This is a genomic window from Qipengyuania sp. L-5Y, from assembly GCF_056859455.1.
This window is the reverse complement of the sequence record NZ_JBSXOM010000031.1, coordinates 456,967-479,722: the sequence shown is the minus strand read 5'-3', so window position 1 is coordinate 479,722 and position 22,756 is coordinate 456,967. Positions and strand designations below refer to the sequence as shown.

The window sequence follows — 22,756 nt, the reverse complement described above, 5'->3', positions numbered from 1 at the left end:
GCTGCCTATTTGCGCAGCCCATGAACGACAGCCTGACCTTCGCCGTTCCCAAGGGGCGGATCCTCGACGAGGCCCTGCCTGTCATGGCGCGTGCCGGCGTGGTGCCCGAAGATGCCTTTTACGACAAGGCCAACCGCTCGCTGACTTTCGCCACCATGCGCGACGATATGCGGCTGATCCGTGTGCGCGCATTCGACGTGGCGACTTTCGTCGCGCATGGCGCTGCGCAGATGGGCATCGTCGGGTCGGACGTGATCGAGGAGTTCGATTATGCCGATCTTTATGCGCCGGTCGATCTCGATTTCGGACATTGCCGGCTGTCGGTTGCCGAGCCTAAGGAAGGCGCAGCCAGTGTCGATGGGGCCAGCCACCTGCGTGTCGCGACCAAATACCCAAATCTGACACGCCGCCATTTCGAACGGCAGGGTATTCAGGCCGAATGTGTCAAGCTGAACGGGGCGATGGAAATCGCACCTGCACTGGGGCTGGCGGGGCGGATCGTCGACCTCGTTTCCACCGGGACCACACTGCGCGAAAACGGCCTGGTTGAAACCAGCCGCATTCTGGACATCTCCGCCCGGCTTATCGTCAACCGCGCCGCCTTGAAGACCGATCCGCGCGTCGCTGCGCTGGTCGAGGAATTCCGCGCCGACGCTGCCCGGCGCGAGGCCGCCTGATGCAGTTTCTGCGCACCAGCGACGCCGATTTTCCCAAGAAATTCGATCGCGTCGTGCGAGACAGGCGCGAAAGCGACGCCCAGGTCGGGCGTGATGTCGCAACGATGATCAACGAAGTGCGCCAACGCGGCGATAGCGCGCTGGTCGAATACACGACCCGCTTCGACGGGCACCACCTGACACGGGATAGCGACTGGCAGATCCCGCTGGAGGACTGCCGCGCTGCCTACGAAGCGCTCGACGCCGATCTGCGCGACGCGCTCGAACTCGCCGCATCGCGCATCCGCGCCTATCACGAAGGCCAGCTGCCTTCTGACCGCGACTACACCGATGATATCGGCATGCGCCTGGGGGCGCGCTGGCGGCCGGTTGATGCTGCCGGGCTCTATGTTCCCGGTGGCCGCGCAGCCTATCCGTCTTCCCTTCTGATGAACGCGATCCCTGCAAGGGTTGCCGGGGTGGAGCGCCTCGTCGTCACCACACCCACGCCGAAGGGCGAGGTCAATCCGCTAGTTCTTGCAGCAGCCCATATCGCCGGGGTCGACGAAATCTGGCGCGTCGGCGGGGCACAGGCCGTGGCCGCACTCGCCTACGGTACGAAACGGATCGGCAAGGTCGATGTTATCGCCGGACCGGGCAACGCCTGGGTCGCAGAAGCCAAGCGCCAGCTTTATGGCGTGGTCGGCATCGACATGGTGGCAGGGCCGAGCGAAATTCTCGTGATCGCGGATGGCAACAACAACCCTGACTGGATCGCCGCCGATCTGTTGAGTCAGGCGGAGCATGACCCGACGAGCCAATCGATCCTGATTACCAACAGCGAAAACCTTGCCCGTCAGGTCGAGGATGCGGTCGACATCACCCTGATGAAATTGCCAACGGCGAAGACTGCGAAGGCAAGCTGGGACACCCATGGCTTGATCGTACTGGTCGATAGCCTCGACGAAGCCCCTGCCCTGTCCGATCGCCTCGCTGCCGAACATGTCGAGCTTATGGTCGACGAACCGCAATCCCTGTTCGATGCCATGCGCCATGCAGGCAGCGTGTTTTTGGGCCGACACACGCCCGAGGCAGTGGGAGATTATATTGCCGGGCCCAACCACGTCCTACCCACTGGGCGCCGCGCCCGCTTTGCCAGCGGATTGTCGGTGCTTGATTTCATGAAGCGCACCAGTTTTATCGACGCCTCCGAAGCTGCCCTTGCTGCCATCGGTCCGGCCGCGGTGAGACTGGCGGAGGCAGAAGGTCTCCCAGCGCACGCCCTATCGATTTCGACGAGACTGAAATGAGCCAGAATTCCAGATCCCAGGCCCGCAGTGCCGCTCGCCTCGGCGCCGTTCAGGCGCTCTACCAGCAGCAGATGGAAGGCACGCGCCTCGCCAAGCTGCTTGACGAATTTCACCAGCACCGCCTTGGCCGCGTCATCGAGGACGAAGAATATGCGGAAGCGGATGTCGACTTCTTCGACGACATCGTCGGCGGCGTCGAGGCACGGCGCGAAGAGATCGACGGCAAATTGACCGCGCGGCTGGCCGAAGGCTGGACGCTGGCAAGGCTCGACAAGACCATGCTGCAGATATTGCGTGCCGGAACCTACGAACTGATCGCCCGGCCCGATGTGCCCAAGGCCAGCGCGATCAGTGAATATGTCGATGTCGCCAAAGCCTTCTTCGACGACCGCGAGGCGAAGTTCGTCAACGGCGTCCTGGATGCTGTGGCCAAGGATGCCAGACGCTGAACGAAGCCGGGTTCATCTCTGCGCTGAAGGCGCTGGCAGTTAATTCGGCAGCCCGTGGGCTGGAAGATGACGCCGCAGTTATGGAAATAGGCGGCGAACGCCTTGTCCTGACGCATGATGCGTTGGTTCAGGGCGTCCATGTGCGCGAGGATGAAGACCCGGCCGACATCGCGTGGAAACTCATTGCGGTGAACCTTTCCGACCTTGCAGCGAAAGGCGCGCAACCGGTCGGCGTGCTCGTGTCCCATATGCTGGGCGACGATGACGATCGGTTTGCGCAGGGCCTTGGCGAAATTCTGGAAGCTTACGACGTACCGCTTCTGGGAGGCGATACGGTTAGGGCCGATGGACGGCGGGTCTGGGGTTGTACCGCAATTGGAAAGGCCAGCAGCGCTACCGTGCCGGACCGGCGCGGCGCGCAGGCGGGTGATGCCATTTATGTCACCGGCGTTCTGGGGCGTGCAATGCTGGGCATGGAGGAGCGTGGCTCCGGCAGTACGAACGATCTCGCCTATCGCCGGCCGCAGCCGCTACTGGCGGAAGGCCAGTCGCTTGCCCCCCTTGTGAGTGCGATGATGGACGTGTCGGACGGGCTTCTCCTCGATAGCTGGCGTATGGCGCAGGCGAGCAGGACATGCTTCGAAATCGAGGCTGGCAGCATTCCTGCAGCCGATCCCGAACGACGCGAGGAATGCATGCGCTGGGGTGACGATTATCAGCTGCTCTTCACCATGTCGGACGGTAACCCATTGCCCGTATCGGCCACCCGCATCGGCACCGTCCTTTCGGGCCCGCCGGGGCTCCTCCTCGATGGTGACATGCTGACACCCGAAGACGGCCTCGGCTACCGGCATTGATCGCTTGCGCGCATGATGGCTAGCAGGCGAAGATTGCTGCGCATTTCGGCCTTGTCACGCAACATAGGCCCCTTATACCCCTAGCCCAGATGGTTCTGCGTTTCCCGCGCAGACCGCATATAAAATCAATCGGGAGGGGAAATTTCAGTGGACCTTGTTTTCATAGCAATTGTGCTGGGACTGCTTGCCGTCGTGTACGGCTTCGTCACCAGCCGCCAGGTGCTCAGTTCCGGCGCCGGCAACGAAAAGATGCAGGAAATCGCCGCGGCCATTCAGGAAGGTGCGCAGGCCTATCTAAAGCGCCAGTATACCACCATTGCCATTGTCGGTGTGGTCGTGGCGGTGCTCGTCTTCATCTTCCTCGGCATTATCCCGGCAACCGGCTTCATCATTGGCGCGATCCTTTCGGGCGTTGCAGGCTTTATCGGGATGAATATCTCGGTACGCTCGAACGTCCGCACGGCTGCCGCTGCGCAAAGCGGATTGCAGCAGGGTCTCACCATTGCGTTTCGCGCCGGTGCCATCACCGGCATGCTGGTGGCTGGCCTCGCCCTTCTCGCGATCGCAGTGTTCTTCTGGTACCTCGTGGGCCCAAGTGGTCACGCACCCAACAGCCGTGAGGTGATCGACGGCCTGGTCGGCCTGGCATTCGGCGCCTCGCTCATTTCCATCTTCGCGCGTCTGGGCGGCGGTATCTTCACCAAGGCTGCCGACGTTGGCGCCGATCTGGTCGGCAAGGTCGAAGCCGGCATTCCGGAAGACGATCCGCGCAACCCTGCCGTGATCGCCGACAATGTGGGCGACAATGTCGGTGACTGCGCCGGGATGGCGGCCGACCTGTTCGAAACCTATGTCGTCACCGTCGGTGCGACCATGGTTCTCACCGCACTGCTGCTTAAGGGACTGGGCGATTTGCTGATGCCGATGATGGCACTGCCGCTGCTGATCGGCGGTGCCTGCATTGTGACCAGCATCATCGGAACCTATTTCGTGAAGCTCGGCAAGGGCAGCACGAATGTGATGGGCGCGATGTATAAAGGCTTCCTCGTCACCGCACTGCTCTCGATCCCGCTGATCTGGATCGTAATCAATGTTGCCCTTGGCGGCATGGACACCGTCATCGGAGGCAGCACGGTAACGGAAATCGTTGCTGCAACCGATGGTACCAATCTGGCAGAAGAGGGGCTTTCCGAACAGATCGGTGGTTTCACCGGCTGGTCGCTGTTCTACTGCTCGCTCATCGGTCTTGCGATTACCGGCCTGATCATCTGGATCACCGAATATTATACCGGCACGAACTATCGCCCGGTAAAATCGATCGCCAAGGCATCGGAAACCGGCCACGGCACCAATGTCATCCAGGGTCTGGCCATCAGCCTTGAATCGACCGCATTGCCGACGATCCTGATCGTTGCGGGCATCATCGCCACGTTCCAGCTCGCAGGGCTCATGGGCATTGCCTATGCTGCCACCGCCATGCTTGCCCTGGCGGGCATGGTCGTGGCGCTGGATGCCTATGGCCCTGTCACCGACAATGCCGGAGGCATCGCGGAAATGGCCGGCCTCGACGACAGTGTGCGGGAAAAGACCGACCTGCTCGACGCTGTGGGCAACACCACCAAGGCGGTGACCAAGGGCTATGCTATCGGATCTGCCGGCCTCGCCGCGTTGGTCCTGTTCGCAGCCTACACCACCGATCTTGCCGAATTCTTCCCGAATGCGGACGTCGATTTCAGTCTTGAGAACCCATACGTCATCGTCGGCCTGCTGCTGGGCGCGCTGCTCCCCTACCTGTTCGGTGCGATGGGCATGACTGCAGTGGGCCGCGCTGCAGGCGATGTGGTGAAAGACGTGCGTGAACAGTTCGCCGGCGATCCGGGCATCATGGCCGGCACCAGCAAGCCGAACTATGCCCGCACGGTCGATCTCGTCACCAAGGCGGCGATCAAGGAAATGATCGTGCCTTCGATGCTGCCGGTACTGGCCCCGATCGTGGTCTATTACGTGATCACGCTGATCGCGGGCCAGGAAAACGGCTTCGCTGCGCTCGGCGCACTGCTGCTCGGGGTGATCGTGGGCGGTATCTTCGTCGCATTGTCCATGACCGCCGGTGGCGGCGCATGGGACAATGCGAAGAAGTACATCGAAGACGGCCATCACGGCGGCAAAGGCAGTGAAGCGCACAAGGCTGCAGTGACCGGCGACACCGTGGGCGATCCCTACAAGGATACGGCAGGCCCTGCGGTAAACCCGATGATCAAGATCACCAATATCGTCGCCCTGCTGCTGCTAGCGGCGCTCGCGACTGGCTGACTTTTCGTCGTCTTACGCAGCAAGGATACCCCACTCGGAACCATCCGGGTGGGGTTTTTCCTTGCGGTTCGTCATCACGGCTGCATTATAGAAGCAGGGGCGGGGAATCATTTCCCAATTTACTGCATCTGCGCAACGAGAACGCGTTGATCTCAAGGGTACCGTCCCGCGAGTTTCAAACAGGGACGCAGAATCTAAATGAAAACTTTCAAAATTTCCGTTCTGAGCAAGGCAAGCGCCCTCGCTCTGGGGCTTTCGATTTCAGCTTCGTTTGGCGTGTTTCCGCAGCAGGCGAAGGCACAGCAGTCGCCGCCTCAGGTTCCGGAAACTGTTGAGGGCCGCATACCGGTGGCGGAGTTTGTAAAACAGCCAAATATGGGGCGCGTAAAGATCTCGCCCGATGCGACTAAGCTAGCCTATGTTGCCGGACGGGACGGGCGTGAAATGCTCGTAGTGTTAGACCTCGAGACGATGCAGGAATTGCCAATTCTCGCCGCTAATGAGGCACGCGAAAGCGGTGATCGCACAATGAGCGAATATCGCTGGATCGGAAATGACCATGTAGTGGCCACCGTTATTAGCCGCGAAAATCTGTATGGGCAGCTTGCCGACTTTCGGCGCCTCGTTGCTTTCGATGTGAAAACTCGGCAATCAATCCCGCAGGCTTGGCGCGACGCCGGAGGAGACGCTGGCGCGATCCTTCATATCGATCATGATAAAGGCAAGTACCTGCTGCAGCGGGACAGCGTTGCCAACAGCACTGAACGTTGGGGGTTTCCAGAGGTTGTCGAAGTGGATGTATCCACGGGCAAGTTCGAAATGGTCCAACGCACCAATCCGGTGGTGCGCGCATGGGCCGCCGACAGCGACGGCGAAATTAGAGCAGGCTTCAACAGCAACCCTGACGACGGCAAGTTTCGGATGCTCTATAAAGCGGACGGAGAACGGAATTTTAAAACGGTCTATAACGAGGCGGACGAAACCTGGGTAGGAAGCGTCCCTACGCCCGAACTTTTCATACCGGGCACAGACATGGCCTACACCATCTCCAATCACGATGGTGTAGACAAAGTGTACAAAATGAACATGAAGACGATGGAAATCGTTGAGACTGCATTTGAAACCGAAGGGTTCGATGTTCAGGGAATTATTCCCAGCAAGGACGATTCTAAACTCGTCGGCGTTCGCACTTTTGATGGCACGATGCGACTTGTATGGACCAATGAAAACCTGAAAACCGTACAAACCATTCTTGATGAAACTTTCGGCCAGGACAAGGCGACCATTGTTGACTGGTCGAACGATTTCATGACGCAGGTGATTTATGTCGGGGGGGTAGAGCGAAATGGCGGATACTATCTGTACGATCTGAAGAGCGGAAAATTCCGGTTGCTGAACTGGGATCGTACCGCTTTGAAGGATGCACCACTGAACCCGGTGAAGGCGGAGTGGTATACGGCGAGCGACGGCACCAAAATTCAGGCAGTCGTGACTTATCCTCGCCACCGAGTTGGCGAAAAAAACTTGCCGGTAATTGTCATGCCGCATGGTGGTCCGTTTGGCGCACTCTCTGCGACGAACAGTACCGAACCTTGGAACCAGCCTTTGGCTGAGCAAGGCTATGTTGTGATCCAGCCGAATTATCGCGGTTCCGGCGGGTATGGCAAAGAATTCATCAAGATCGGTCGCCAACCGGGCGGATACGGCAAGCGAATGCAAGATGATCTCAACGATATACTGACCGAGTATGGAAAGAAGGGCATCATCGATCCGACGCGCGCGTGCATAATGGGTTGGTCATATGGCGGCTATGCCGCCGCACGCGGAGCGCAGCGTGACCCCGAGCTTTGGAAGTGCGCAATTGCGGGCGCCGGCGTCTATGATATGCCCATGATGAACAAGTGGGATTCCAAGAACCTTGGTCGTTTTAGCAGTGGTTTCCAAGCGACATCTGAAGACCCTGAAGGTATCAGTTCCGCTCGCAATACTAATGGGCCATGGGCGCCAATTCTGATTGTAACAGCTAAGCGGGACGCTCGCATTCCGATGGAACAGGCGGAAACGCTTGTCGCCAATCTTCGGAAATCAGGGAAGGTCGAAGGGAAGGATTACCGCTACATTGTGCAGGAACAAGGTACGCATAACTTGCCGTATGATGACGTGCATATCCAATGGATCGAGGAGGCCTACGCTTGGCTGGAAAGGTTTAATCCTGCTTATATTCAAACCGACAAGACGCCTGAGCCAAGCTTGATGGATTTCAACTGACAAAAATCCTCAGGCAAATTCTTCGAGCGGCGGTATCTCTAGGTACCGCCGCCCTTTGCGTTTGGCGCATTAAGCAAGTTTAAGGCGCTTCGATATATGCTATCGCCCGACTAGGGGACGCCTTCAATTGACGCGGATCGAAGACCTGATCGAAGACGGCTGGCGTGGGGAACCCGCGAGCGTCGGGTCACGCCCCATTGGTCCCGACGGGCTTTCCGTACGACCCTGGAAAGTCTGCGTATCTCCGGAGTTCGTGCAATCGTGGCGCCGTCTTGCCGCGTCCGCAGCCACGCCCAATCCATTTGGCGAACACTGGTTCGTCCTGCCCTCGCTCGAGCAGTTCGATCCTCGCGGCACCGTTCATCTGGCGACACTGGTCGTGGGCGGCGAACTGGTGGGCCTCATGCCACTACACCGGGCCCGCAACTATCACGGTCATCCTCTGCCCCACATCGGCAACTGGATGCACCCGAATAGCTTCTGCGGGGAACCGTTGATTGCGGGGGATCATGCAGAAGCGTTCTGGTCGGCCGTACTCGACTGGAGCGACCGCAATTGGCGATCGAGCCTGTTCCTTCATATCGCGTGTCTCCCCGGCGACGGGATTGCCGTCGATACGCTGAACCGTGTCTGCAAGGCGAAACGAAGGCCTAACCGGGTTGTCCATCGCGTTAGCCGGGCCTGTCTTCGCCGCGGTCTGTCGCCCGAAGCTCATCTGGCCTCCATCCTCGGAAAGAAGCGTCGCAAGGAATTGTCTCGCAAGCGGCGGCGGCTGGAGGAAACCGGCCAGACGATTTTTACCAGAGCGACGGGGGAGGACTGTCTGGACGAATGGATCGACCAGTTTCTCCATCTCGAAGATGCAGGCTGGAAAGGACAGGAAAGATCCTCGCTCGTCAGTGCGCGGCAGACCGCTTGTTTTTTCCGTGAAAGCCTTCAGGGCGCGGCCCGGGAGCAAAGGCTGGAGCGGCTGGCGTTTCATGTCGACGGCAAGCCGGTGGCAATGCTCTGCAATTTCGTCACGCCCCCCCTCGCCCACAGCTTCAAGACGGCTTTCGACGAGGATCTTTACAAACTGTCGCCCGGAATGCTGTTGCAGGTAGAAAACCTCGCCCTGCTGGAGCGTGAAGAAATCGAGATGACCGATAGCTGCGCGGCTGCCGGACATCCCATGATCGAACAGATCTGGGACGATCGTCGCGACATCGTTTCCGTGTCCATCCCGGTCGGCGGCGCGATCCGCCGGGGGATCGGCGACATTCTGACATCAATCGAAGCCCGCAGGTCGGAGAACAACCGATGACCGCACACGATCAGACGCTTACCGCCCGCCGAACACGGGTGTTTTCGGGTGAATCATACGCTCGATTCGCACGTGATTACCCCGAAAGACCGCACGTCCTGCGCCATGACTTGAAGGATGACGATCGGCTCGCGCTCGATGCGCTGGCCGGTCTGGCGGAAGCTCTGCCGCAGCGTTCCGTCGAATACAACCGCGGAGATCTGCCGGTAGGCGTGGATGGAAAGCCAGGTTCGAACGGGCTCACCATCGGCGAAACCATTCGCCATATCGCCACCAGCAACAGCTGGGCGGTGCTCAAGAATATCGAGCGAATCCCCGAATATGATGCTCTGCTGATGGGGCTTCTGGAAGAACTTCGCCCCATGATAGAGGCAACGACCGGCACCATGCTGACACCGCAGGGCTTCATCTTTATATCCAGCCCGAACGCTGTCACGCCCTACCATTTCGATCCGGAACACAACATCTTGCTGCAGCTCAAGGGCAACAAGGTCATGACCCAGTTCCCGGCGGGCAACCCCATCTATGCTCCCGATGAGGTCCATGAAAGCTATCACCTCGGCGGACCGCGCGAACTGCCTTGGAGCAACGATTTGCTGCCCGGCGGCACCCCCTTCGCGATCGATCCGGGAGAGGCCGTATACGTTCCTGTCATGGCACCGCATTTCGTGCGCAATGGATCGGCCAGTTCAATCTCGCTTTCCATCACCTGGCGCAGCGATTGGAGCTATGCCGAATCCGACTCCCGCTGCTTCAACGGGATCGTGCGGAAATGGGGCATCAACCCGCGTGCGCCAGGGCGCTGGCCAGCCAGCAATCGTGCAAAGTCACTGGCCTACCGGGTTTGGCGAAGGACCTTCCGCTCCGGCAAGTGACTTGCCGACAAGTCGGGCGCTTGACGGATACGTAAACCCTCCGCAAAGCCATTGGCGTGAGCGAAAAACAGTCCCCTGAACAATTGGTCGCAGAGCTCGTCAGCCTGCTGACTGTGTCCCGCGACGGCGAAGACGCCTTTACCGCCCCGCAGCAAGCTGGCGGGGTCGGGCGCGTATTTGGCGGTCAGGTCATTGCCCAAGCCCTGCAAGCCGCGCAAGCGACCGCGCCCGATGGGCTGGAAGCACATTCGCTGCACGCCTACTTCCTTCGTGGTGGGAAGGAGGGCGTGGATATCGCCTATCGTACCGCGCGCGACTTCGATGGACGCAGTTTTGCCAATCGGCGCGTCGTTGCCAGTCAGGCAGATGATACTGGCGAGCAGCGGGCCATTCTGAACCTCACCGCGAGTTTCCAGCGACCGGAGGACGGCCTGTCGCATGACGATGTGGCCATGCCGGACGTGACAGCGCCCGAAGAACTCAAGAGCGATCAGGAAATGCGCCGCGCCATGGTCGAGCGTGCCGGAGACCGAATGGGCGAACAGCAACGCGCTCTCGTCCTGCGCCCTCGACCTATCGACATGCGCACGGTCGATCAGTTGCACTGGATGAACAGCGAACCGCGCGCGCCCCGAGCGCATACCTGGTTCCGTACCGTCTCCGATCTGCCTTCGATCCTTGAGAACCCTGCACTGCATCGTGCGATTATCGCCTACGCCAGCGATTATACCTTGTTGGGGACTAGCGCCCTACCCCACGGGCTCAGCTGGATGCGGGGCGAACTCGTCGGTGCCAGCCTGGATCATGCGATCTGGTTCCATCGCCCCGCTCGCGCCGACGAATGGCTGCTCTACGCCACCGATGCCCCATGGAGCGGTGGCGGGAGGGGTTTCAACCGCGGACGCATCTTTAACCGCGCGGGGGAACTGGTCGCTAGTGTCGCTCAGGAAGGGATGATGCGGAAACGGGTAAAGACGGGCGAATAGCTCGGCCCAGCGGATGGAGACGCAAAAAAGGGCGGGATGCATGGCACCCCGCCCTTCCTTCCTGGTCCTTCAGGAAGCTGGCAGATGGATTACCAGGAAGCCTGGAACCCGGCGCGTGCGCCCACCTCACCGGAGTCGAAGCCGACCCCAAGGCCACCGGTAAACACGGTGCTGTCGCTTACGCGGAGGCCAACCGAAGCCGAACCTGCGACACGGTCGTTATAATAGCCGAAGCCGCCCGCTACGCCGAAGCGCTTACCCGGCATGATGATTGGCGATTCCATGGCTAGCGCCATTGCCACGCCTTCGTTTGCACGGCGGGCCTGCACGCTGTTTTCGGCAGCAAGGTCAAACAGGAGACCGGTTTGGCCCTGCAGATCCATGATGGCGGCGGAGTTGCCGGCGATCGCCACGCTGTTTGCCTGCACGTCGGTGAAGCTGGCAAGATTACTCAGCCCTGCTGACGAACTGACGCCCAGCGTTCCGTTGGCATCGGCAGTTACCACAGCAATGGGTCCGACTTGCGATCCTGTGCTTGTGTCGAGCGAAGCGACCACGACCTGTCCATCATTGGTCGCGCTGGCGCCATTACCGATGGCAACTGAATTCGCGCCCGTCGCGCTGGCCAGATTACCTACGGCAATCGATCCATCGCCAGCCGCAGCGGCAGCTTCACCTACTGCGACCGAGCGAACACCCGATGCATTTGAAAGGTGGCCGAGCGCCGTGGCACGTTCTGCTCCAGCCGATGACTGCCAACCATAAGCTGTCGCGCCTGGACCTGTCGCAACGCTTTCGCCGCCGACTGCGGTGGTCGAATTGCCCATCGCCATCGCCGTGTCGCCAATTGCCAGAGCATCCACTCCATTGGCGATCGCTTCATTGCCGATCGCGGTGCTGAAGTCAGTCTGTGCATCGGCGTTTTCGCCTATCGCGACAGAGCGAACGCCCTGCGCGGTAGCGAGGTGACCGAGCGCAGTGGCTCGCTCTGCACCGGCAGAGGACTGCCAACCAAAAGCGGACGCGCCCGGCCCAGTGGCAACGCTTTCACCGCCGATAGCCGAGGTCGAATTGCCCATAGCGGTCGCGTCTGCACCAAGAGCAAGTGCATCCACACCGTCAGCTACCGAGCCATCGCCATCACCGTCGCCATCGCTGCCGATGGAAATAGCGCCTACGCCGCGAGCTTCGGCGTCGCCGCCGAGTGCGATGCCAGCGTCATCGGTTGCGAGGGCACCGAATGCGCCACCGTCGGTGTTGCCGCCGATAGCTATGCCGCCACGACCTTGCGCAGCGGCAGCTTCACCTACTGCGACCGACGCGAAACCATCCGACGTTGCCAGATGCCCCAAGGCGGTAGAACGCTCTGCATTGGCTTGCGCTTGCCAGCCAAAGGCAGACGCGCCCGGTCCGGTCGCGACGCTTTCACCGCCGACCGCACTGGTCGAATTGCCCATGGCCATTGCCGTGTCACCAACAGCCAGTGCGTCGATACCGTTGGCAATCGATTCATTGCCAATCGCCGTTGCATTGTCCGTCTGGGCATCGGCGTTCTCACCGATCGCGACGGAGCGAACACCCTGTGCGGTTGCCAGGTGCCCGACCGCAGTCGCGCGTTCCGCGGTTGCAAGTGCTTGCCAGCCGAAGGCCGACGCACCCGGCCCGGTTGCGACGCTTTCGCCGCCAATTGCACTGGTCGAATTACCCATTGCCATCGCCGTGTCACCAACAGCCAGTGCATCGATGCCATTGGCGATCGATTCATTGCCGATCGCTGTCGCATTGTCTGTCTGTGCATCGGCATTCTCGCCCACAGCGACAGAGCGAACCCCTTGCGCGGTCGCAAGATGGCCAAGCGCCGTTGCACGTTCACCGGTGGCCATCGACTGCCAGCCATAAGCGCTTGCGCCAGGGCCGGTAGCGACCGACTCTCCACCAACCGCGGTGGTTGACGGACCGGTCGCCGTAGCGGGGGCGGCGCCGGCATCGTCGCTGCCGATCGCCACTGCATCGGTACCATCTGCTACGGCACCTGTTCCGACGGCGACGCCGCCGTTACCTGTCGCAACCGAATCTACGCCGCACTCGGTAGAATTTGTATTCGCGGCATTACATTCCGGGGTTCCATCTGCCAGCGCAGGCGTGGCAAATGCCAGGCTTGCAGTACCGGCCAGAAGTGCGGCTGCGATGCGATTTTCGAAAGTCTTGATCATGATGCTTTCTCTTTCCTTTAACGGACCAGAAAGCCGATCGACGCGGGCCATCCTCTCCCACAGCTGGCGGTTATTCCACCTTGTTCTGCACGAAGACCTACGGGTCTCGGCTGCCATCCCGATCGAGATGACGCCAACAGCTACTTGCGTGCAGCCCGATCGGATGCACTCGCGCGCAGAAAAATAAGAATATCTGTCTCAACGCCCTGAATAGTATCAGAGAATTATTTTGAGATTTGGCTCAGACTTCCGCCAGAGGACCTGCCAGCAGGATCGGCATGGTAGGCGTTTCATGCCGTTCGCCCGTGTCGTCTTCGAAAGTGACGGCCAGCGTTGCTCCCGCCGCCAACAACGAGCTTTCCTCGACCGACAGGTCACGAGCGAAATTGCCCTGCTGGGGAATCGCGCCCAAAGATATCGGGCCACCGCCTGCAGGAATGACCCATAGTTCAGGGGTCTTGCCCGGTTCCGCTTCCAGACCGGCGATTGCGAGCCTTAGCTGCCCACTTTCGGGATCGATGCGGCTCGCAAGACTGCGACTAGCTTCCGCATCTGTCAGTTGGGCGACAAGTTGATCACCCGCAACTGCGGCAATTTCCGGCGGTGCAACCGGTGATGTCGCTGGGGTGGACAAAAAGAGAACCAAGGCCGCTGCGGCTGCGCTCACGCCAACGAGCGCTGCAGCAATGCTCCATCCCGCAGGGCCCCGCCCGTGCACAGGGGCCATCGCTGCTGCGGCCGGCATGTCTCGCTGGGCATCAATTGCGTCGATCCGTGCAACAATACCCTGCCATACAGCATCGGAGGGCAGAGCGCTCTGCGCTCCTTCACTCATCGCGCCGAGCCGGGCCTCCCACCATTCGACCGCCCCCGCGAAGGTCACGTCGGAAAGCTGCAAGCGACGAGCGGCCGCCAGGTCACTGCCCTCGAGTACACCCAGAGCGAGTTCGCCCGCGGTCAGGAACGGGTCGTCCGACTGAATTACTTCGTCATCAGCCACCAAGGCAGCCCTTCAAACCGGCAAGGCCGCGCCTGATCCAGCTCTTCAATGTGCCGAGCGGAACGTCGATTTTCAGAGCAAGCTCGGAATATGAATAGCCATCGAAGAACGCGAGCCTGATGGAACGGCGCTGATCACCCGACAGCCTTTTCAAACAGCGCGCCAAAGCCTCGCTCTCTTCCATCGCGCACAACCATTCGTCGGCGGGAAGAACATCGATGTCTTCGACTTCGGGCAGCGTCGCTTCCGCCCGCTCGACGATCCGACCGTCACGGCGCAGTTCGTCGAGCGCGGTATTCCGTGCGATCGTGCATAGCCAGGTAATCGGGCTCCCCTTGCGGCTGTCGAAACGCGCGGCACGGCGCCAAACTTTGACGTAGACATCCTGAAGGACATCCTCGGCTCGTTCGCGGTCTGGAACGATCCTCGCAATTGTGCCGAAAAGCTTGGCCGATGTCAGGCGGTAGACGGTTTTAAGCGCCCTACGATCGCCGCCAGCAATGCCGGCCATCGCCCCCGTCAATTCCTCGCGCGCAGCCGACATTCGTCTCATCTACCCCCTGACACCGATGTGTCCGCCACCGGAGCATCGATGTCAAGGTAAGGTTCTGTCAGCGAAAACCATGTCCGCGAGGTATTTACTCGGTCGCGAGCGCCTTCTCGATCTCAGCCAGCGGGACCAGTTTGAAATTCTGCGCTTTCCCTTCGTTCATGCCGTCCTGGGCGATGAACAGTCCGCCGGGAAATGCCGGTCCGAAATCGCCTGCCATCGCTTCGATCCCGTCGGTCTCCTCGGCACTGCCGAAAGCACCTTTTGCGATGCGAAACCGCCCTGCAGGTGTCATGTCGGGCAAAGCATAACGCATATAGGTGTTGTCGCCCTGGCTGGACGCATAGAGCCAGCCGTCATCGGTGCCCTCAGGAACGAGCGCCAATCCTTCGACATCGGCGACAAGCTTGCGCCCGTCCACCTCGGCAACCAGCTCGCCCGTCGTTGCATCGGACCGGAAGCGCCAGATGCCGACGTCTTCCTCACCGATGTAGAGCGTACCGTTGCGATGATCGACAACGCAGCCTTCGGGTTGGGTGCGCACCTGCATGGTGCGCAGTTCGCGTGCGGCAGGCGCCGCGTCGAGCGCGATTTCCCATTCCCCGATCCGCCCGCTTTTGGGGGCAGTGTAGACGACAAGGGTGTTGCCGCGACGTGTACCGCAGATACCGTAAGCCTCGCCCGGACCGGTGGCGACGCGACCTAGCTTCGTCAGTGTGCCATTCGCCGTATCGAGCCGATAAAGCATGATGCCGGCATTTACGGGATCACTCCGGTCACTGGCAAAGACGATCACGCCCATATCGCCCATGTCGACGAGATCGACATTGTTCAGCGCAGGGTGTTCGCTGAAGCTCTTCACCTCGCCGTCGAGGCCATAGACGTAGAGCCCGCCCTTCTTGTCGGTCGCGACGATCAGGCTGTCGCTCGGCGATGCGGCGTTGCGCCAGATCGCAGGATCATCGGCAGCGTCTTCATTCGCCGTCGCTACCGGCACGGTTTCTGCAACGGCATAGACCGGGACGGCTGGATCGCCGGGCATTGGGGTAGTCGCACATGCGGCAAGGCTGACGCTGGCGAGGATGGGAAGTGTGCTGCGCATCAGAAAGTCACCCTCACGCCGCCCTTCATGGTCCAATTGTATTCTTCGTACTGGAACAGGTTACGCTGGTTGCCGAGCGTGTTGTAAGCGAAATATTTCGCGTTGTTGATGTTCACCCATTCATAGAAGATCTGAATACCATCGGTGACCCGAAATTTGGCCGAGAGGTCGAGTTGGAAGTGGTCGTCGACAAAGCGATCGTATTCGGCCGTCCCAGCCAGTTCGTCGAGATACTTGTCGCGGTAGGTTCCCGACAGGCGGATATCGACCGGCCCTTTGTCGTAACCGAGCGATAGGTTGGCCGTATGCTTGGATGTTGCGGGCAGCGTGATCTTGCGAGGATCGGCAATGTCGCCATCGGTGAACACCGTGCCCGTTGCATCGGTGTAGGTGTAGTTGCCGCTGACGACGAACCCGTCGAACGGTTCGGGCAGGAAGGTAAACGCCTGCGAAACTCCGATTTCCACGCCGAACACCTCGGCCGTATCGCCATTCAGAGGAATGACCGCTTCGTCGAATTCAATCCCGCGGTAGACACCGTTGAACGGCGGATCGTCACCCTCGAAATTGGCATCCACGATGTAATCCTCGATGGATTTATAGAAGATGCCGGCCGTGATCGCACCGGTGCTGCTCATGTAATATTCGGCCGAGGCATCGAAATTCCACGCCTTGTACGGCAGAAGGTCGGGGTTGCCGAACTCGCCTTCGCGCTCGTCATCGTCATTCTGTTCGACAGCGAAACGAGGCGCAAGGCGCGACAATTTTGGGCGCACGAGACTGCGGTATCCGGCCAAGCGCAGAACCACGTTCCGGGTCGGCTCGAAACGGACATTCAGGCTGGGCAGCCAGTTGCCATAGTTCTTGTCAATCGTGGTGGGTTCGACGAGCACAGTGTCGTCGGCGGCTTCACCCCCATCAGGCAAAGTGCCCCCTTCCTCGACGAGCGTGACGAGATTGCCGCGAATGTCGTTGCTGGTGTGTTCGTAACGCAGACCGCCGATGACACGCAGCGTCGAGCTGTCCCATCGGCCCAGAAGATAACCAGCCATGATGTCTTCGCCGACGGAATAGTCAGACACCGCTGAATCGAAGGCACTATCGAGTGCGACGAATTCGAAATCGTCACGGTTTGCGCGGAAGAAATCGCTCGCGCCGGTGTTGCTCGCCATCGGTTCGAGGGAAATCAGGCGATAGGTGGCAGAGCCCAGGGCCTGGTCCAGCGTGAAACTGTCGTTCTCGTAGAATTCGATGTTGGCATTGTAACGCTTGTCCCGCCAGCGGCCCTTGGCACCGGCCTGTACCGTGAATTCACCCCCGTCCGTGATGAACCGGCGCCCGAAGTCAACGCGTCCCGCCCATTCCTCGTCACTCGCGTCCGAAAGCGCGGTGTATTCGATATCGGTCAATTCGTAAGCCGCCGGATCGTAGAAGCTGCCCGGATCGGCATTGACGGTGTAGAGCGGAACGCGCGGATCCGTCAGATCGAAGCCGATTTCGAGGCCGTCGTCCGAGAAACGCTGACGAAATTCTGCCGGGTCGACGCTGCCATTCTCGCGTTCGGAAGCGCGGGCATAGCTGGCAGAGTAGTCAGCGAACCAGGTTCCCGTATCGGTCTTTCCGCCTGCAACGACAGACCAGATCCGCTGGCGTTCGAAACGGTCCTTGATATCGCGTTCTACGCCGATCCGCTGGCGCACCGTGTCCGCAGGATCGTCGCTTTCCGGATCTTGAATGGTCGCATCGTTGAACGTCGCAATGCCATTGGCGAAGCTGGTCGGTCCGTAATCTTCGAAGTCGCCCATGTCGAACGTCAGCCGGCGGCGATATTCCTGATCGTCGAATTGGCTCCACGTCCCCTTGACGTAAAGGTCGGTGGTATCGCTGGCGCGAAAATCGAAGCCCAAGGTGCCGCTGATCCGTTCGCGTTCCACGTCATAATCGCGATACTGCAGCTCGAGAGGAACGATGCCGCCCTCGTCGATCCAGTCGTCGGCTTCGATGTTGTCGGTCTCAAACTTGCGTCGATAATAGGAAACGCCGCCGGATACGCCGAAATTGTCGCTAAGAAGAGTGGCGAAATCGAGGCTTGCTTTCGGCGTCAGAGCGTCGGCGTAATCGTTATAACTCCCTTCGAGCTTGACGATCAGCAAGTCCTTCTTGCGATCGAAAGCGCTGGTTGTTTGGATTTCGACCGAAGCACCGATTGTGTCGGCATCCATGTCGGGAGTGAGCGATTTCTTCACTTCGATCGATTCGATGATGTCGCTGGAGATAACGTCGAGCGCGACCGAGCGCACATCGCTTTCGGGTGAAGGCAAACGGACCCCATTGAGTGAGGTCGATACGAGCTCCGGATCGAGGCCGCGCACCGATACGAAGCGCCCCTCCCCCTGATCGTTCAGCACGTTCACGCCGGGCAGGCGGCGCAAGCTTTCAGCGACGTTCTGGTCGGGGAACTGGCCGATCGCATCGCGCGTCAACACATCGGAGATGCCATCGGCTTCCTTCTTGCGCGAAAGCGCGCTGGACAAATTGGCAGCCTGACCAACAACCAGGATCTCATCATCCCCGAAACCTGCCAGCGCAACATCCTCGCGCACTGTGCCGGTAGCGGGGACGCTGATCGACCGGGTGGCGGTTTCCGCACCGACATACGTAATTTCCAGCGTGTAATCGCCAGCCGGAACATCGGCAAACAGGAAGGAGCCGTCTCGCGATGTTGCTGTCACGCGGTCCAGTTCGACAATGCGGACCTGCGCACTACGCAGCGCAATGGTGTTACTTGTATCCGAAACCGTCCCGGCGACCTCGCCAGCATGAGCAAGAACGGGAAGTGACATGGCGGCGATTGCAGCGCCGGCGAATAGGGAATGTCTGATTTTCATGGTTGCCCTCCGAGTAAGTTGAGGGCCGCCTAGCTTTGGTGTTTGACCGGTTGATTGCCGCACGGAGGCGGTTTGACGACAAATGCGCTATTTTTGCCTTTCATTTGTCACAATGCCGGGCCTTGCGAGCGCTCGACCGACCGTCAGTGCAAATAATGCGGGCCAAACGCGCAATTTGCGTGTAGGGCGCACGCGATTGCGGGCCGTGCCCGCTCCGCGACGAGCCGGCACCCCCTGCCGAGCCCCGCGCCCAAAAGAAAGAATTCAATGTCGTTTTCCCACCTCCCGCCGGTGATCGGCGAGGCTTTGACCGCTCGTGGCTACGAGGCGCTCACCCCCGTTCAGAAGGCCGTGACCGAAGCCGAATCGCATGGTCGCGACCTGATCGTTTCCGCTCAGACCGGCAGCGGGAAGACGGTTGCCTTCGGTCTGGCACTTGCCGACCAGTTGCTGAGCGACCTCGGCGGCTCGCCATTGAGCGAGACCCCCCTCGTGCTCGTAGTGGCTCCAACGCGCGAACTGGCGCTGCAGGTCAGCCGTGAACTCGGGTGGCTTTTTGCAGGTGCAAGCCTGCGCATCGCAACCTGTGTCGGCGGGATGGATGCGAGCAAGGAACGGCGCAACCTGCGTGGCGGACCGGCCATCGTCGTCGGCACCCCGGGGCGCCTGCGCGACCATATCGAGCGCGGCGCATTGGACCTGTCGGGCCTTATCGGCGTGGTACTCGACGAAGCGGACGAAATGCTGGACATGGGTTTTCGCGAAGATCTCGAGGAAATCCTCGACGCAACGCCCGAGACACGCCGCACGCTTCTCTTCTCCGCCACCATGCCCCGCCCGATCGAACGGCTGGCCGAACGCTATCAGCGCAACGCCTTGAGACTTTCGCTGGTCGGCGAAACGCGTGGACATGGCGATATCGCCTACCAGGGCGTTGCTGTCGGGCCGTCGGAAATCGAAAACGCGGTCGTCAACCTGCTGCGTTTTCACGAAGCTGAGACGGCAATCTGCTTTTGCGCCACTCGCGAAAGCGTCCGCCGCCTTCACGCGACATTGCAGAACCGTGGCTTCGGCGTGGTCGCGCTTTCTGGTGAGCATTCGCAGAGCGAACGCAATCAGGCCCTTCAGGCAATGCGAGACCGCCGCGCTCGTGTGTGTGTGGCGACCGACGTTGCAGCTCGCGGTATCGATCTTCCGACCTTGAGCCTCGTCATTCATGTCGAGATACCGCGCGACGCGGAAACGCTGCAGCACCGTTCCGGTCGCACAGGCCGTGCGGGTAAGAAGGGTATCGCCGCCATTGTGGTCCCCCACAACCGGCGCCGCCGGGTGGAAGGCATGCTGCGGGGCGCGCAGATCGAAGCCGAATGGATCGATGCGCCGACTCCGGAAGCCATCCGGAAAAAAGACCGTACCCGTCTGATCGAGAACCTGACGGCACCGCGCGAAATCGAAGAGTATGATCGCGAACTCGCTGCCGACATCATGACCCGCATGGCCCCGGAAGATATCGCCGCTGCACTGGTGCAGGCGCACAGGGCGGAAATGCCCGAGCCGGAAGAACTGCTCGCCAACACGCCCGAAGCACGGGAAAAGGCCAAGGCCGAACGTCACCGTCCCGGCTTCGAAGATGTCGTGTGGTTCCGCATGGACATCGGGCGACGCCAGAATGCCGAGCCGCGCTGGATTCTACCGCTGATCTGTCGCCGCGGGCACATCACGCGGAATGAAATCGGTGCGATCCGCATTGGCCAGCATGAAACCTGGTTTCAGGTGCCCCGTCCCATTGCTGCCAAGTTCGCGGATGCTGTGCAGCGCACAGCAAGCCCCGATGACGAACAGGACGCCATTGCCATTGTCGAAGCACCGGAAGGCCCACGTGTCGAAGCGCGTGAGAACCGCAAGCATGGTGGCGGTGGCAAAGTCCACGCTCGCCCGCTGAACAGGAAGCCCGGCGGCGGCGCTGGCTTCAGAGGGAAGTCCGGCAATGGGAAGCCCGAGGGCAGCGGTTTCCGCGGCAAGACCAGCGACAGCAAATCCGGTGGCGGTTTCCGGGGCAAGTCTGGCGAGGGCAAACCCGGCGGCGGCTTCAGGGGCAAACCGGGCGATAGCAAGCCTGGCGGCGGCAAACCCTTCAAGAAGGGCAAGCCCTTCAAGGGGAAGGGTAAACCGCCCAAGCCCTGAAGTGGGCCGCTGACCTTGCACCTATGAACACACCGGCTAGGGTAATGTTTTACCCTAGCCGGAGCGTTCAATGATCCTACGCAGCCTCGCCATAACGACTGCCCTGTTCTTCACCACTTCTGCGATCGCGCAGCAGTCGGAACGGGAACCGGCAGGCATCGATCCGGACAGGCTGGAAGAAACCGTACGCACCATGGCTTCCGACCAGTTTGAGGGACGAGCGCCTGGAACGGTCGGCGAAGAACGGACTATCGGTTACCTCATCGGGCGTTTGCAGGGACTGGGACTGGAACCGGGCGGCGAAGACGGTACGTGGACCCAGAAGGTGCCATTGCTTCACACTCGACTCGGCACCCCGAAGACCCTGTCGTTCGAACATGGCGGCACCACCAAAAGTCTGAACTTCCCGAAAGATATTTACGTGTCGACCCTGCAGCCGTCCGATACGGCCGCTATCGAAAACGCCCCGCTGGTTTTTGTCGGTTACGGTGTCGATGCGCCAGAACGAGGTTGGGACGATTTCAAGGGTGTCGACCTCAAGGGAAAAGTCGCCGTGTTCCTGGTGAACGATCCGGATTTCCATGCCCAGGATGGTGAGGAGGTCGCGGGCACATTCGGGGGCCGCACGATGACCTATTACGGCCGCTGGACCTACAAATTCGAAGAGGCTGCGCGGCAGGGGGCGATCGGTGCATTGATCGTCCACGAAACGCCGGGCGCTGGTTATGGCTGGAATGTCGTGGAGAGCCCTGGGGGCGAGAATTACGATGTCGTCCGCCCCGAGGATGATATCACCAGCCTCGCGCTGCAGGGGTGGATCTCAGGAGAAACCGCCGAAACGCTGTTCGCTTCTGCCGGGCAGGATCTGGCCGAACTGAGCATCGCTGCGCGGCGCAGGGATTTCAAACCTGTCGATCTTGATACGACGTTTTCCGCATCGTTCCCCGTAAAGAGCGATGTCGTTCAGAGCCAGAATGTACTGGCGAAGATCTCCGGCAAATCGAAACCGGACGAGAGCATAATCTACGGCGCTCACTGGGACGCCTATGGTGAAGGTGAACCGGACGAACAGGGCCGCATCTACCGCGCAGGCGCGAATGACGATGCGCTGGGCGTTGCCGGGCTGTTTGAAATCGCCCGCGCATTCAAGAGTGGCCCCGCGCCCGAACGCAGCGTGATCTTCGCCTTCTGGACTGCGGAAGAGCGCGGGTTGCTCGGATCCGAATACTATGCCGCCAATCCGATATATCCGCTGGACAAGACCGTCGCCAATTTCGACCTGGACATATTGCAAACCGCGGGCCGGTCGAAGGATGTGATCCTGGTCGGTAAAGGGCAAAGTACGCTGGAAGACGATCTTGCTCGCTTTGCGCAGGCCCAAGGGCGTACGGTAAGCGAGGAAAGCCTACCCGAACGTGGCCTGTTCTATCGAGCCGACCATTTCAGCCTCGCCAAGCGCGGCGTACCGGTAATGCTGATGATGGGCATCGCAGGCGCTTCCGATCTGGTCGAAGGCGGTACCGAAGCCGGTCAAGCGTGGGTCGATGCCTATACCGGCGATTGCTACCACGCCGCCTGCGACGCGTGGAGCGAAGACTGGAACCTTGCAGGAGCGGTGGAGGACATCGCCTTGTTCCGCGACTTGGGCGCCGAATTGGCGAACAACAGTCAATGGCCTGAGTGGAAGGACGGCTCCGAATTCAAATCGGTAAGGGAGGAAAGCGCTGCCGTGAGGGACGTGCGCTGATAACCTGGTGGGCCGAAAACACGGACTTGCGCGGTTGACACGAACCGCCGCGCGC

At 60.4% G+C, this 22,756-nt stretch carries 16 protein-coding genes; 11 read left to right on the top strand and 5 right to left on the bottom strand.

Translation table 11 applies throughout. The features are described 5' to 3' along the window. Positions 1–20 precede the first annotated feature (20 nt). From hisG to AC13F2_RS13140, 9 genes are all read left to right on the top strand, one after another. Entirely contained in the window at positions 21–677 is a 657-nt protein-coding gene (hisG, locus tag AC13F2_RS13180) for an ATP phosphoribosyltransferase (protein ID WP_482965456.1), read from the top strand. Beyond that, positions 677–1,966, top strand: coding sequence for a histidinol dehydrogenase (gene hisD, locus AC13F2_RS13175; protein ID WP_482965455.1), 1,290 nt, complete (start codon positions 677–679; stop codon positions 1,964–1,966). Before hisG ends, hisD begins: the two co-directional genes overlap by 1 nt. Continuing rightward, positions 1,963–2,415, top strand: coding sequence for a transcription antitermination factor NusB (gene nusB, locus AC13F2_RS13170; protein ID WP_482965454.1), 453 nt, complete (start codon positions 1,963–1,965; stop codon positions 2,413–2,415). The genes hisD and nusB overlap by 4 nt, the downstream gene beginning before the upstream one ends. Beyond that, a complete protein-coding gene (gene thiL / locus AC13F2_RS13165; protein WP_482965520.1) occupies positions 2,412–3,272 on the top strand; it encodes a thiamine-phosphate kinase in 861 nt (286 codons plus the stop codon). Before nusB ends, thiL begins: the two co-directional genes overlap by 4 nt. A gap of 147 nt (positions 3,273–3,419) precedes the next feature. After that, a complete protein-coding gene (locus tag AC13F2_RS13160; protein WP_475209505.1) occupies positions 3,420–5,585 on the top strand; it encodes a sodium-translocating pyrophosphatase in 2,166 nt (721 codons plus the stop codon). A 198-nt stretch (positions 5,586–5,783) separates the two neighbouring features. Beyond that, complete coding sequence (locus AC13F2_RS13155; protein ID WP_482965453.1) at positions 5,784–7,853, top strand: alpha/beta hydrolase family protein; 2,070 nt, start codon at positions 5,784–5,786, stop codon at positions 7,851–7,853. A gap of 127 nt (positions 7,854–7,980) precedes the next feature. Further along, on the top strand, positions 7,981–9,156 hold the full coding sequence (locus AC13F2_RS13150; protein ID WP_482965452.1) for a GNAT family N-acetyltransferase: 1,176 nt from the start codon (positions 7,981–7,983) through the stop codon (positions 9,154–9,156). Then, complete coding sequence (locus tag AC13F2_RS13145; protein WP_482965451.1) at positions 9,153–10,031, top strand: transcriptional regulator; 879 nt, start codon at positions 9,153–9,155, stop codon at positions 10,029–10,031. The genes AC13F2_RS13150 and AC13F2_RS13145 overlap by 4 nt, the downstream gene beginning before the upstream one ends. A 56-nt stretch (positions 10,032–10,087) precedes the next feature. Further along, complete coding sequence (locus AC13F2_RS13140) at positions 10,088–11,017, top strand: acyl-CoA thioesterase (protein ID WP_221597740.1); 930 nt, start codon at positions 10,088–10,090, stop codon at positions 11,015–11,017. 89 nt (positions 11,018–11,106) lie between these two features. Here the strand turns inward: AC13F2_RS13140 and AC13F2_RS13135 are convergent, their stop codons facing one another. From AC13F2_RS13135 to AC13F2_RS13115, 5 genes are all read right to left on the bottom strand, one after another. Further along, a complete protein-coding gene (locus AC13F2_RS13135) occupies positions 11,107–13,230 on the bottom strand; it encodes a hypothetical protein (RefSeq protein WP_103024871.1) in 2,124 nt (707 codons plus the stop codon). 241 nt (positions 13,231–13,471) lie between these two features. Further along, entirely contained in the window at positions 13,472–14,230 is a 759-nt protein-coding gene (locus AC13F2_RS13130) for an anti-sigma factor (RefSeq protein ID WP_482965450.1), read from the bottom strand. Next, complete coding sequence (locus AC13F2_RS13125) at positions 14,223–14,783, bottom strand: sigma-70 family RNA polymerase sigma factor (protein WP_196846551.1); 561 nt, start codon at positions 14,781–14,783, stop codon at positions 14,223–14,225. Before AC13F2_RS13125 ends, AC13F2_RS13130 begins: the two co-directional genes overlap by 8 nt. An 85-nt stretch (positions 14,784–14,868) precedes the next feature. After that, positions 14,869–15,882, bottom strand: a complete 1,014-nt coding sequence (locus AC13F2_RS13120) for a phytase (RefSeq protein ID WP_482965449.1) — start codon at positions 15,880–15,882, stop codon at positions 14,869–14,871. After that, positions 15,882–18,770 (bottom strand): TonB-dependent receptor, encoded by a 2,889-nt coding sequence (locus AC13F2_RS13115; RefSeq protein WP_482965448.1) that lies wholly within the window; start codon positions 18,768–18,770, stop codon positions 15,882–15,884. Before AC13F2_RS13115 ends, AC13F2_RS13120 begins: the two co-directional genes overlap by 1 nt. A 267-nt stretch (positions 18,771–19,037) precedes the next feature. Here AC13F2_RS13115 and AC13F2_RS13110 point away from each other — a divergent pair, with 267 nt between their 5' ends. Beyond that, the gene (locus AC13F2_RS13110; protein WP_482965447.1) at positions 19,038–20,954 is read left to right on the top strand and encodes a DEAD/DEAH box helicase; all 1,917 of its coding nucleotides are present in this window, start codon (positions 19,038–19,040) and stop codon (positions 20,952–20,954) included. Between the two features lie 70 nt (positions 20,955–21,024). Beyond that, a complete protein-coding gene (locus tag AC13F2_RS13105) occupies positions 21,025–22,701 on the top strand; it encodes a M28 family metallopeptidase (protein ID WP_482965446.1) in 1,677 nt (558 codons plus the stop codon). Positions 22,702–22,756 lie beyond the last annotated feature (55 nt).